At 43.8% G+C, this 13,466-nt stretch carries 12 protein-coding genes; 6 read left to right on the top strand and 6 right to left on the bottom strand.

Annotation, left to right across the window (positions count from 1 at the left end):
* Positions 1–67: 67 nt before the first annotated feature.
* Positions 68–964: a hypothetical protein gene (locus AC1DFM_RS19975; RefSeq protein WP_477078516.1), complete on the bottom strand. Its 897-nt coding sequence runs from the start codon at positions 962–964 to the stop codon at positions 68–70.
* Positions 965–1,527: 563 nt separating this feature from the next.
* On the opposite strand from AC1DFM_RS19975, the gene AC1DFM_RS19970 reads away from it, so the two are divergent.
* The 4 genes from AC1DFM_RS19970 to AC1DFM_RS19955 all read left to right on the top strand — a co-directional run bounded on the left by AC1DFM_RS19970 (position 1,528) and on the right by AC1DFM_RS19955 (position 5,062).
* Positions 1,528–1,929, top strand: a complete 402-nt coding sequence (locus AC1DFM_RS19970; protein WP_477078515.1) for a hypothetical protein — start codon at positions 1,528–1,530, stop codon at positions 1,927–1,929.
* Positions 1,930–2,617: 688 nt separating this feature from the next.
* On the top strand, positions 2,618–3,427 hold the full coding sequence (locus AC1DFM_RS19965) for a sensor histidine kinase (protein ID WP_477078514.1): 810 nt from the start codon (positions 2,618–2,620) through the stop codon (positions 3,425–3,427).
* Positions 3,428–3,536: 109 nt separating this feature from the next.
* Positions 3,537–4,193, top strand: coding sequence for a response regulator (locus tag AC1DFM_RS19960; RefSeq protein ID WP_477078513.1), 657 nt, complete (start codon positions 3,537–3,539; stop codon positions 4,191–4,193).
* A 20-nt stretch (positions 4,194–4,213) separates the two neighbouring features.
* Positions 4,214–5,062, top strand: coding sequence for a DUF2911 domain-containing protein (locus AC1DFM_RS19955; RefSeq protein ID WP_477078512.1), 849 nt, complete (start codon positions 4,214–4,216; stop codon positions 5,060–5,062).
* 180 nt (positions 5,063–5,242) lie between these two features.
* On the opposite strand, the gene AC1DFM_RS19950 is transcribed toward AC1DFM_RS19955, so the two are convergent.
* Both AC1DFM_RS19950 and AC1DFM_RS19945 read right to left on the bottom strand, forming a co-directional pair.
* On the bottom strand, positions 5,243–6,022 hold the full coding sequence (locus AC1DFM_RS19950) for an acyl-CoA desaturase (protein ID WP_477078511.1): 780 nt from the start codon (positions 6,020–6,022) through the stop codon (positions 5,243–5,245).
* Positions 6,023–6,134: 112 nt separating this feature from the next.
* Positions 6,135–7,778 carry an ABC transporter substrate-binding protein gene (locus AC1DFM_RS19945; protein ID WP_477078510.1) on the bottom strand — a complete coding sequence of 548 codons (1,644 nt, stop codon included), beginning with the start codon at positions 7,776–7,778 and terminating at the stop codon, positions 6,135–6,137.
* A gap of 45 nt (positions 7,779–7,823) precedes the next feature.
* On the opposite strand from AC1DFM_RS19945, the gene AC1DFM_RS19940 reads away from it, so the two are divergent.
* On the top strand, positions 7,824–9,461 hold the full coding sequence (locus AC1DFM_RS19940; protein ID WP_477078509.1) for a M1 family metallopeptidase: 1,638 nt from the start codon (positions 7,824–7,826) through the stop codon (positions 9,459–9,461).
* Positions 9,462–9,527: 66 nt separating this feature from the next.
* Here AC1DFM_RS19940 and AC1DFM_RS19935 read toward each other — a convergent pair whose 3' ends face one another.
* Both AC1DFM_RS19935 and AC1DFM_RS19930 read right to left on the bottom strand, forming a co-directional pair.
* Positions 9,528–10,187, bottom strand: coding sequence for an NADPH-dependent F420 reductase (locus tag AC1DFM_RS19935; protein ID WP_477078508.1), 660 nt, complete (start codon positions 10,185–10,187; stop codon positions 9,528–9,530).
* Positions 10,188–10,349: 162 nt separating this feature from the next.
* Positions 10,350–11,102 (bottom strand): menaquinone biosynthetic enzyme MqnA/MqnD family protein, encoded by a 753-nt coding sequence (locus AC1DFM_RS19930; protein ID WP_477078507.1) that lies wholly within the window; start codon positions 11,100–11,102, stop codon positions 10,350–10,352.
* A gap of 141 nt (positions 11,103–11,243) precedes the next feature.
* Between AC1DFM_RS19930 and purB the strand changes: the two genes are divergently transcribed.
* Positions 11,244–12,581: an adenylosuccinate lyase gene (gene purB / locus AC1DFM_RS19925; RefSeq protein WP_477078506.1), complete on the top strand. Its 1,338-nt coding sequence runs from the start codon at positions 11,244–11,246 to the stop codon at positions 12,579–12,581.
* A 515-nt stretch (positions 12,582–13,096) separates the two neighbouring features.
* Here purB and AC1DFM_RS19920 read toward each other — a convergent pair.
* Positions 13,097–13,447, bottom strand: a complete 351-nt coding sequence (locus tag AC1DFM_RS19920; RefSeq protein WP_477078505.1) for a YraN family protein — start codon at positions 13,445–13,447, stop codon at positions 13,097–13,099.
* Positions 13,448–13,466 lie beyond the last annotated feature (19 nt).

The raw sequence follows: 13,466 nt of genomic DNA, 5'->3' as shown, positions 1-13,466 counted from the left end.
TGAACATATAAACTAACGAAGGGATTTACAAACAACACACACAAAATTTCGAACTTTCAATACACTTTTACAATAAGCTGTAGTGGGTTAGCAAACGATATTTATCACTCTTCTTTTTTCGTGGGCCCGTGAGGGTGATCATGTCGCTTAACCAGCTACCGATCTGGCTGGAAGCTCTTCTCACCTTAGAGGGTTTATAAATAATATTGACATTGCTGCAGGGTCCCAGATCCCGGCGGTCCCGGGCTTGCGACATTCTCTCATCTTCCGCCCACAACATTTGTCCGTTTCTGTAAACTTTAAAATACACATCTGGTCCCAGGTTTTTGCGGCCTGGTATCACGGTTTGCATCACTCCATTGGTCAGGTGCCGCCGGGAGAAATGCAGGAAGTAACGGCCCTCTTCATTTGTATTGGCTTGCCCAATCATTTGTCCGTTGAGGGCATTGTAGGCCTCTATTTTAAGTTGTGACTGTCCAGCAGCACCGAGGTACGGCTTTACTACACCGGTAATTACCCAGGCGCCAGCGTTGGCGTAAATATTATGCCAGGCGGCAGCGGGGATTACATACGCATATGCCCCTACATAGCCGTTACTGTTACGTTTCCAATGTAGCACCACATTACTGAGGTGGAAATTGCGGGATTGCCGGCTACCATTTTTTCCCGGTAACTGGTCCAGGCAAAGATCCAGCTCCAGTGGCTCCGTGAAAAGATGTACTTCCTCCCAGTTAAGTGTGAAATTCCCTTTATCATCCAGGGTGGCTTCTGCCAGCAGCCGATCTGCTTTCATCAGCACGTCTTTGGCGGATAAGGGTTTCATATCGTTAAAAATACCAGAAGGCTGGTAAGCTGCCCGCTGTTGTATGTCCGGCAGATAAACGCGAATGCGTGCGTTGGCCAATGGCTCAATGCAATCATTACAAATTAGTGCAGAGATGTTTCCGATTAATAGGTAACTCATAATTTTATTTTTGTAAGAAAAAAAAAGGGGTTAACGAGCATCACCCGATGAAATGATTCTGCATATACTAATCCAAAACGACAAACAAGGTAGAAAGGCCAATTTACTGTTTAACTTTTCTGACGACAATAGACTACTAAGCCGTTGACCATACAAAGATTAAGAAGTTTAAAGGAGCAGTCAAGCGTTTAAAACCTGAAAAAAAGGAATGCGTAGAACTACGCATGTTCTTATAGTAAATACGTGGAGCTGTTGACTACAGCTAAAATTGATCATCTCCCAACAAACAGTTAACTATATTAAAGGATATTATCTTGTTGAACGCAATGGCTACATTCAAATAACGTCAGTGCTCCGGAGAGGATGCGTATATATACGCATTTTCACGTTAAGTCTACGTGATTACTTCATTTTCAGCGAGTAGCAAAAAAACGATAGAACATAACAGCACACTGAATCAGCGTTAATAATACAAGATCAACTGGTGTTAGAGCGGCTTCCCTCCTATATTTGTATATGTAATAATTTATAATAATTTTACCGCAAACTAAAACTTACCCACTATGAGCGATTCTTACAAGAGGCCGATTGCCTCAGATACAGGAGGCTACATTTCACTTGATGAAATGAATGAGCTTACCGGCAATCATGATGCAGATCATGCAAACCAGAAATCCATGGAACCACATGTTAAAGCGATGTGCTTTGGCAAGGATAAGATATTGGAGTTATTGGATCAACCTGGTGCAACAGCGCTTAGAATTTACTACGGTATTAAAATAGATGTTGACGGTGATGGTCGGAAAGAGAAGAAAATGGTGCTGGTAGCAGTAAACGAAGAGGGAGATGATATTCTTCCAGTTGAAACACCACCAACAGCGACAGGCGCAGTTGCCAAAACAATGGCATTAATACTTGATCAGGGTGTGCCATGTCCACAATACTGTTCAGGAAAAAGACCATAATAATAAAGAAATCTCGTGGATAATTTATTCTGGATCAGTTATTATATTATGATGGGGATCGAACTATTAATTTTGATCCCCTTCATTCTAAAATACAAACTGTTAGACCATCCATCCCGATGGATATTTTACTATATTATCAGCAGTATCATATTTGCCATAGGGAGTGATCTGTTGGGTCATTTCCTGTTGAATAATATGCTGTTCTTTAATTTCATGCATTTTGCGCAGTTTGTAATCATCTCTCTATTTTACCTTACATGCATAAAAAACCGAACCATTCAGCTTATTATTAAAATAATGCCTGTTTTTGTTGCCCTCGTTTTTGTGTTGGATATTTTTGTGTTTGAAGGATTTTACACCTATAACTCTATCTCCGCTGGTGTAAAGTCAATTGTAATTCTCATTTACGGTGCTATCTTCTTTTGGCAGATGTTAAATGATAAAGAACTGATTGAAAACTCCATATATATTGACACCCTACCGGCATTTTGGTATAACTCCGCTATTTTCCTATACTATTGTACTGTATTCCTGTTTAACATCAGCTATAACATACTTCAAAAAGTTTTAGCGCCAGACCCCAGAGGCCGAATAATTTCAACAATTCTTACTATAAATAATATCATTGGTATTATAGCCATGATTCTTCTGTATATTGGCCTCTCAAAACTTAAAAAATTGAGATATGCAGACAGTTGATATTATTGTAATTGGCACTACAGTAATGTTAATGCTTGGCGTCATTGTGATTATATTGGTCATGTTACAACAAAAACAGGTTATCCAACATAAACTTGTTATCCGTGATAAAGACCTTCAGCTACAACGGGAACGCCTCATCGCAGTCCTCCAGGGTCAGGAACAGGAACGTAAACGTATTGCCGAAGACCTCCATGACGAGGTAGGCGCACAACTTTCTGTATTAAAACTTAACCTCGGAGGACTGGCTCCCCTACTTAAAACCGGCAATGGAGAAACGGAACGTCTGAAAGAAACCAAKGAATTTGCCGACGTTATTATTCAGCAGCTGCGCTTCATCTCTCAAAGCCTCCACCCTCAGGCATTGGATAATCTTGGGCTGGCACACGCCCTGGATTCGTTCTGTAACCTGATGAACAAAAACAAACAGGTAAAGATCAACTTCAAAACTGCTGGCAACGGGCAAACAGTAGACCGKGAAAAAGCCCTGAACGTATACCGTGTGGTGCAGGAATTGATGAATAATATCCTGAAACATGCCCAGGCCACTGAAATACTGATCACTTACCAAACCACGCCTTCCCTGTTGACCATCAACGTGGAAGATGATGGTAATGGGGCCCTGATTACGTCCATGGCCGATTCCCGCAAGAAAACCGGCAGCCTGGGACTCAAGAATATTGAAAGCCGTCTGAATATTATCGGTGGAAATATTACCTTCACTCCCAGAACACCACAAGGAACTATTGCTTCGATTAGTGTAGAGAATTATCAGGCGCCCACACAGAATAGTTGATACTTATGTTGTTTTATTACTAAATTGCCATCCGGTTGTGTTTGTAACGGCATGACTTATAGTAATTTATTCTCAATAAAATAATAGCAAATCTTCTAACTGTCCACCTATGGCACACATAAAAGTGGCTATTGCGGATGATCATAAAATCTTTCGCAGTGGAGTGATTAACACGCTTACTCCATATGAAAATATCAGCTTCATCTTTGAAGCTGATGACGGCCTGCACCTGTTGCAAATCATGGAAACACAACAACCGGATGTGATCCTGATGGATCTTAAAATGCCGAATATGGATGGCATTGAAGCCACCATTAAAGTAAAAGAGAAATATCCTGATGTAAAAATCATCATACTCACCATGTATGAAGATGACAACTTCATTGTCCATCTCGTGGAAAACGGCGCCAATGCCTATCTCCTGAAAAACGCAGAACCTGAAGAGATATACGAAGCCATCTGCACCACCTACGATAAAGGATTCTACTTTAATGAAAATGTAAACCTGGCACTTCTTAAAAAAGTATTACACAAAAACAAACAACAGTTTAAGCCTACGCTTAAAAATGAAATACAATTAAATGACCGGGAACAGGAGGTGTTGAAACTAATCTGTAATGAGCTCACCACCCAGGAAATTTCTGAACAGATTTTCCTGAGTCCCCGTACTGTAGAAGGCATCCGTCAAAAATTATTAGAAAAAATCAACGTTAAAAACAGCGTTGGATTAGTACTGTACGCTTTCCGAAACGGATTAATAGAATAGATTTAAATACCCACCTAATCATGAGAACTATTAAAACCTTTGCTGCTACGGCAGGCGCGATGCTGCTGCTGTATGCCGGCACTACCCTGGCACAGGGCATTAAAATGCCTGCGCCCAGCCCAACGCAAACCATTAAACAAGACTTTGCTTTATCCAATATAGAGCTGAGCTACTCCCGTCCGCAGAAGAACGGCCGTGTGATCATGGGCGACCTCGTACCTTATGGTAAAGTATGGAGAACCGGTGCTAACAGCGCTACTACCATCACTTTCGGCGAAGATGTTAAGTTTGGCGGCGTTGCCGTGAAAGCTGGTAAATATGGTTTACTGTCTATTCCCGGCGCACAATCCTGGACCATCATTCTGACCAGCAGCCTGGATGTTACCAGCCCTGCTGCCTACAAACCAGAAAATGATATTGCCCGTGTACAGGTAAAACCTGTAGCTGCTCCTTTCACCCAGGAAAGCTTCACCATCGGCTTTGAAAATGTACGTTCCAATTCTGTAGTACTGGCCCTCGGCTGGGACAAAACCAAAGTACCCGTTACCATCACTGCTGATATCGACGATAAAATCACAGCTCAGATCAATGAAGCTATGCAGTCCGATAAAAAGCCTTACTACCAGGCAGCAGTATACTACTTTGAGAATGGTAAAGACCTGAACAAAGCAGTAGAATGGATCAACGAAGCCACTACCCAAAGCCCTGACGCATTCTGGGTTTGGTATCAGAAAGCACGTATCAATGCAAAGGCTAAAAATGTAGCCGTAGCAAAAGAAGCCGCAAAGAAATCGATCGAACTGGCTACTGCCGCTAAAAACGATGACTATGTAACGCTGAACAAAAAGTTACTGGCAACGATTAAATAGCAGAAAGCGAAAAGCAAAAAGCAAAAAGCTATTGTAGCGAATGATCAGAGCGGACATTACGCTTTCTTCATTCGCTACAATAGCTTTTTGCTTTACGCTTTTTGCTTTCTGCTCAAAAAAAATGCCTCACCATTACGGTAAGGCACTTTTTTTATTGTAACAGATTGATTGTACGGTGTACTATGCCGCTTTCGCGTTCTTCAACTGTGCAGGTGTAATCATGGCTGGTTTCAGCTTAATGATACCTACAAAGTTCAACAATTTCATTACCTGGTAGCTTGGATCAAGTTCATACCATTTCTTAGCGAAATTAGGACTGTCCTTGAACTTATGGTGGTTATTCTGGAACAACTCTCCCATCAGGATGATACCCCATGGAGAAGTATTCCGGGAGTGGTCGCTGTTATCAAAATTCTGATAGCCATATTTATGACCACACCAGTTAACGATCGCGCCCTGTACGGGTCCCATCAGGAAGTGGATAGGCAACAGTAAATAGAGATACCACATGCCTGCTGGTACAAATACTACGTAAAATGCAACGTAGGCTCCCATCCAGAGGAAACGGGTAATGTTGTGGTCACCGAATTTATCCATGGCATCCCATTCTGGTAATGGTTCTGCAAGGAATTTAGGATCTACTTCATTGGTACGCATTACAAAACCATTGTAGATTTTGCGGGTTTGTACCATCATACCCCAAACATCTTTGAAGAAGTGTGGAGAATGCGGATCGTGTTCGGTATCGCTGAACTCATGGTGCATGCGGTGCATAACGCCATAGGCTCTCGGAATCAGGTATGATGAACCCTGGAAAAACCAGGTGCTAAAATAAAAGAAACGTTCCCAGAATTTGCTGGTAGTATACATTTGGTGAGATGCATACCTGTGTAGATAGAATGTGTGGAAGAACAAGGAAAAGAACCAATGCACACAAAAGAATATCAGGATCGCCGTCATTTCTGTTTTTAATGTAAGTGACAAATAAGCGCCAAAGGTAAGCTAAATAGACGGTAATAAACACAAAAAAGAAACCCCTATGGTCAATGAAATGTTAAATTAATTTAAAATTTCAGTGTTTTTTCACCCAGCGTAACTCCAACAGGTTCATACCGTTACCTGAAAACCCGGATACATTCGGTTGTACCAGCCGCACCACTTCATCATAGAAAAGCGGCACCACCGCGGCATCTGAAGTAATCAAGTTATCCATCGCCTGATAGGCCACATAGCGGAGGCTGTCGTTGTTTTCCTCCAGAGATTTTTCATAGAGTACATCAAACGTGGGATTTTTATAACGGGTATAATTGGGCGGCGCCGGGTTTTTACTATAAAACATCGCCAGGTAGCTTTCCGCATCGGGATAATCAGCAATCCAGCTGCCGCGGAAAAATAGCGCCTGCGATTTGGCCGTTTGCTCCAGCAGCAAACTTTTCTGTACAATCTCTACCTGTATACGGATACCAACTTCCTGTAACTGGCTGGCTACATAGTTGGCCAGATCAGCATAGATAGGGATAGACAATAGCCGGATCACTGGCAGCCCCTGCCCCTGCGGATATCCCGCCTCTTTTAATAGCTGCCTGCTGAGCGCCGGGTTAAAGGGATACCCTTTTACTTTGCTGCTATCGAATGATGGCAGCCCTGCTGGTACAAAACCAGCCATGGCAGCGGTGCCAATACCATTACGGAGGTACGTCATCATTTTCGTACGATCGATACCATAGTTGATAGCCTGCCGTATCTTTTTCAGGTGAGTAGGCGATGCTTTCACCAACGGATTCTCTTCGTCGACCAGAAAGCCCAGGTATTCCGTGTTCAGATAAGGATGCTTATTCAGTACCATTTTACCCTCCCACTCCTTTCTGAGGCGGCCCTGTTTAGTGAGCACCTCATCTTTAAAGGAGGCATCGATATCATTCATGAAGTCCAGCTGACCCTGGCGAAACAACAGGAACTCCGCCGCTTTGCTTTCCAGGAAGCTGACCTGGACCGCTTCGAGATATGGCAGCTGGTGGCCAGTACTATCTTTCTCAAAATAATGTGGATGGCGATGCAATACCAATGCCTGTCCTTCTTCCCACAGGAAAAAGCGGAAAGGCCCGGTACCACAGGGATGACTACGGAAATCCTTCCCGTATTTTTCAATGGCTTCATGCGGTACAATGGAACAGTACTGCATGCTCAGGATGCCCAGCACCGGATGAAACGGGCGATACAAGATTAGTTCAAAAGTGGAATCATTGAGTGCCCGGAAACCGCTATCGGCGCTAAGTTTGCCGTTAAAGATCCAGGCGCCCGGCGAAGCCGTGGCGGGGTCCATGATACGATGCAGGCTATAGACCACGTCCTGCGCCGTCATTCGCCGGCCCTTGCCGCCGGGGAAAATTTCATTATCATGAAAATAAACATCCGTTCTGAGATCAAACGTATAGGTGCGATGGTCGGCTGATACCCGCCATTGCTTCGCCAGCGAAGGACGAATCACCAGGTTGCTGTCTGGTTCTACCAGGGTATTGTATAACTGCTTTACCGCCCATATCACTTCCTGACTTTTAGCGAATGCCGGATCAAGACTGGCAATACTATTGGTGCTGTTGTAGCGGAATACAGACAACTGCTGTTTCTCCGGACTGCCACAGGACCACAGTAGCCAGCTCCCTAATAAGGCTACCCAACATCTGATTATAACCGCCTGACAATAACAACTTTTCATTTGGCAGTAAATTAATATCTTTCAGGCTAAAATATACGAATAAATATGCGCGGCATCACAATGCTTTGTATAGCCCTCCTGGTAACATTCACCGTAGCGGCCCAACACCAATTCAGCAGAGCGGACACGCTGAGAGGCACTATTACTCCCGCCCGGGCCTGGTGGGATGTAACTACCTACGACCTGCATGTGCAGGTGAACATGGACGACAGTACCTTCTCCGGATTCAATACTATCACTTATAAAGTACTGAAACCAGATTCCGTTATGCAGATAGACCTGCAATATCCGATGGTCATCGATAGTGTGTTACAGGATAAAAAGTCATTATCGTTTACCCGTGACAGTAATGCCTGGTTTATAAAAATCATAGCACCACAAACAAAAGATAAAAAGAAACAGATCACTGTTTTCTATAGTGGCAAACCACACCGGGCAAAGAACGCACCCTGGGATGGTGGTATAGTTTGGTCAAAAGATGAAAAAGGCCGCCCATGGGTAGCCACAGCCGTACAGGGTTTGGGCGCCAGCGTATGGTGGCCTAATAAAGATACCCAGAGCGATGAACCGGAAGACATGACGATCAACGTAACTGTTCCCAATGATCTGATAGATATCTCCAACGGACGACTGAAAAAAACCGTTGACAACCCCGATGGCACGCATACTTATATATGGTATGTAAGCAACCCGATTAACAACTATGATGTTGCACTAAACATTGGTAACTACACCGAAATAAAAGACAGCTACTCCGGCGAAGGCGGTAAACTGGACCTGAGCTACTGGGTGCTGGACTATAATGAAGAAAAAGCCCGGGAACATTTCAAGGTAGTTAAGCCGATGCTGAAATGTTTTGAATATTGGTTTGGCAAATATCCCTTCTATAAAGACAGCTACAAACTGGTAGAAACCCCTTTCCTGGGTATGGAACACCAAAGTGCGGTGGCTTATGGCAACAACTTCAAGATGGGATATAAAGGCACAGACCTCTCCGGCACCGGCTGGGGGCTGAAATGGGATTTCCTGGTGATACATGAAAGCGGGCATGAATGGTTCGGCAACAGCATTACCAGCAAAGACCTCGCAGATATGTGGATACACGAATCCTTTACCAATTATTCTGAAACCCTGTTCACCGAATGTCAATATGGTCTTAAAGCGGCTACGGAATATGTGCAGGGCATCCGGAAAAATATCCGGAATGATGAGCCGATCATTGCGCCTTATGGCGTAAATGCGGAAGGCAGCGGGGATATGTATTACAAGGGTGCTAACATGATCCACAACATCCGGCAGATCATGGAAAATGATGAAGCCTTCCGGCAAATGCTGAGAGGACTCAATAAAACATTTTACCATCAAACGGTGACTACCCAGCAGATAGAAGAATATATGAGCAACGCAGTGGGGATGAATCTGAGCAAAGTATTTGATCAATACCTGCGTCACACCACCATCCCTACGCTGGAATACCGTTTCGCCGGGCAACAGCTGCAATACCGCTGGGTATCTGATGTAAAGGATTTCAATATGCCGGTAAAGGTGAAGCTGAGCGACAATGGCTATAAATTAATATATCCGGGTACAACGTTATGGCGTAGTTCCAATATCACGTTGAGTGATCGGAAGCTTTTTGAGGTAGATAAAAACTTCTATATCCACACTAAAGAAGTAAAATAGTTATCAGTCCTTATAAAACAGCGAAGACCGTTATTTGATAACGGTCTTCGCTGTTTTTATTCCTATTTATTTCTTGAGCAGCTTAAATGCATGCCCGGTGCTATCATTTAAAAATCCATAGGCGGCCCATAAGAGAGAGAGGGGTTCTATGCTTCGGCTCATTTCAATATTGCCCATATCTGCAATATCAGTCCAGCCTATCTGATGCAATAACTGTGTCACTTCATTTTTTGCTTCTCTATTATTACCTGCTATGAACATAGTGGGCGACCCTTCCTTGAATTCGGGGAGCAACATTTTTTCATGACCAATACAACTGAGGGCCTTTACGACGTTGGCATCTGGTGGCAGCCAGGCTTGTATTTGTTCACCCGCAGAGTTATTATGGCCGATGGTAAAGGTCAGTCGTCCGTTTTCATCAGGTCCTTTGCCATCCAGCGGATTGGTAACGTCTACTACTGTTTTGGTTTTAAAGTTCCAGATACCCGCAGCTTCAATGGCTTTTTTGGTACCGATCCAACTGGTGCAGATCAGTAGTAGTTCACCGAATTCGGCGGCCTGTCTGAAAGTCCCTGCCATGACCTGTTTGCGTTGCTTTTTTATCCATTGCTGCAATGATTCCCGAGATGGGTTGCGGGTGCCAATCGTCACATCATGTCCCGTTTCAATAAGGCCTTTGCCAAGGGTTAGTCCTACCGGACCGCTTCCAAGGATACCAATTTTCATGAGCGTAGATTGTTTTTAAGCAGAAAGAGTGCGAACCATGAAGATACTTAAAAAAAGCCGAAAGGGGAAAGCTAAAAGCACAAAGCTATTGAAGCGATTGATCAAGGAGGAAAAACAAGATCCACCCCGGTCAATCGCTTCAATAGCTTTGTGCTTTTAGCTTTACGCTTTCTGCTCTTCCAGCAAATATCCCAGAAACCGTTGCATTCCCTGCCGCTTAGCGGGTGTGAATGGGTAACTGATATTATGGATATAATAGGTAGCCAGATCGTAGATGTCGTAAGGATTTTCTGCTACTACGGCAGGAATATTTTTAATACCGATGCCGGTGGCCTCATTAAATTCTTTGGTAAAGGCAGTCGGGAGCGGTTTATTACTGATCCAGGCAGCAAATACAAATGGTAAGCTGGTAAAGCGCATCCAGTGTTCCGCCAGGTCATATATATAAGGAGACACCTTACGCTGGGCCAGGGCACGATCCCCTATGACCAGTCCGGCGTCTGTTCCTTTAATTTTATCCTGGTAATCTCCGCTGGTATTCACAAATTCCACGTCCAGTTTCCAGTGTTCGCGTACCAGTACTTTGAGCAGGGCTACAGAAGTACGGCTCTGGTAGTCCAGGTAAATGCGTTTAATTTCGTTCAAGGGTACATCGCTATATAAACAAACAGATGCAACAGGGCCTTCCGCGCCAATACAATAATCTGCTATGATATGATATTCCTTTAATTTAGGTATAATAGCTACCGGGACCAACGCCACGTCTACTTCCCCATCTATCAGCTGCTGGGCTATTTTAGCCGGATAATCCATTGATAATTCCATCATATCCATCACCGGATGATTCCTGAATCCATACAATAAAGGCTTCGTATTCAAATAACTTACAGCCGCAACTTTTACTTTCCGTTCCAATTTCAGTAATTTTGAAGCTGCAAAAGTAACTAAATCCCGGTTAACAAGTTCCAAATGAATAATTGTTGTCCTGTAAATCGGGATTCAGAGAGAACTTGTAGCCGATAAACCTGTTAATTGTAATACTGGAATACATACATTATGCAACTACAACCATTAACTGCCATTTCTCCGCTGGACGGGCGCTATCGCAAGCAACTGGACGAGCTGGCCAATTATTTTTCTGAATTTGCGTTGATCCGTTACCGTGTGATGGTAGAGGTGGAATATTTTATTGCGCTCTCTGAGCAGAAGCTGTTTACGCTGCCCAAAGCCAAGTTCCCTGCCCTGCGTAAAATTTACCAGGACTTTACCATCGAGAACGCGCAACTGATCAAAGACACAGAAAAAATTACCAATCACGATGTGAAGGCGGTGGAATATTTTCTGAAGAATGAACTGAAAAACCTCGGTTTGGAAGACAAACTGGAATGGGTACACTTCGGCCTCACTTCACAAGACGTGAACAATACCGCTACCCCACTCCTCTGGAAAGATGCAGTTGAACACGTGTATATGCCTGCACTGGCCAATATGATCCTGGAACTGAAAAAACTGGGACAAGGCTGGATGAAAGTGCCTATGCTGGCCCGTACCCACGGACAACCGGCTTCTCCTACCATTCTTGGTAAGGAAATCCTGGTGTTTGTAGAGCGACTGGAAGGACAAGTAAACCTGCTCGGACAAATTCCGTTTGCAGCGAAGTTTGGTGGCGCTACTGGTAACTTCAACGCGCATCACGTTGCTTTCCCTAAAATCAATTGGGAAAAATTCGGGGAGAAATTCGTGAATACCACGCTGGGCCTGCAACGTATGAAATATACTACGCAGATTGAGCATTATGATAACATTGCAGCGCAATTTGATGCCCTGAAACGCATCAATACCATCTTGCTGGACTTCTGCCGCGACATATGGACGTACATTTCCATGGATTACTTCAAACAGAAGATCAAAAAGAATGAAGTAGGTTCATCTGCGATGCCGCATAAAGTGAATCCTATTGACTTCGAAAACGCAGAAGGTAACCTGGGACTGGCCAATGCCCTGTTTGAGCACCTGAGCGCCAAACTGCCGATATCCCGTCTACAACGCGACTTAACCGATTCCACCGTGTTACGTAACCTGGGCGTGCCATTCGGTCATACCCTGCTGGCGACCAAATCTATTCAGAAAGGATTAGGTAAACTGATCCTGAATGAAGCTAAGTTGAAAGACGACCTGGAAAACAACTGGGCGGTAGTAGCAGAAGCGATTCAAACCGTTTTAAGACGTGAGAACTATCCACAGCCATATGAAGCACTGAAGGAGCTGACCCGTGGCGGTGAACAGATCACCCAGAAAAGCATGCACAAATTTGTGGATGGCCTGAAAATCAGCGCTGCCCTCAAAAAAGAACTGAAAGCCATTACACCACACAACTATACCGGTTTGTGGTAAGCTATAAAATTAAAAAGCTCCGTCCCATTGGACGGAGCTTTTTAAAATGTTGACTCCCGAAAGCAATTCTCTGCGATCTTGCGTTTCAGTGGCGATAATGCCGTGGTTAAACAAACGCCGTATTTGTATTAATTTCTATTTCCCTGCACTTCATTTGTTACTGGTTTTGCCGGCGGCTCACTTTCTGTTGCTGCATAAATAAACCATCTACATTGGTGAACACACCAGTGTATTAGTTTTTTCAGAGAAAAATGATGACCTGAAATCTACCGGAATACCGGGGGTATATAACAACTCAGGGGCTGGTTCTAAAAGCAGTGCAAAGATATAGTATATGATATTTATTAAAGAATAAATACAGGCGTTTTTTTGTTAATAACTGGTTAATGGAGCGGAAGGCAGAAAGCTGAAAGCAAAAAGCGATTAGCGCGAATGATTATTGCGGATATTAATAAAGTACGCTTTGTTCATTCGCGCTAATCGCTTTTTGCTTTCAGCTTTCTGCCTTCCGCTCCTTAAAACACGTCCCGGAAATGCATCAGCTCATATGTTTCTCCCGAAAAAGTAATCGCAATAATATCAAACCGGATAGCAGCTGGATGTAAATGGAATTGACACAAATAATCACTGGCAGCGTCCTGTATGTGTGCCTGCTTGCGAAAGTTCACCGCGGTTTCCGGCCAGCCAAAGCGTGCACTACGGCGGGTTTTCACCTCAATAAAATAAATGATATTGTTCTTTGTGGCGATGATATCTATTTCCCGGCGGCCTGATTTCCAGTTCACATGCAGCAAAGTGCAATGCTGCTGAACATAAGCCTGTGCTATGTTTTCGCCTTGCCGGCCCAGCGTCAGATGATTTTCCATGAGGGATATGGGTTAGATT

It is taken from the genome of Chitinophaga sp. 05T412 (assembly GCF_056396465.1).
Note: the sequence above shows the minus strand (reverse complement) of the source record. Positions and strands in the feature narration are given on the sequence as shown.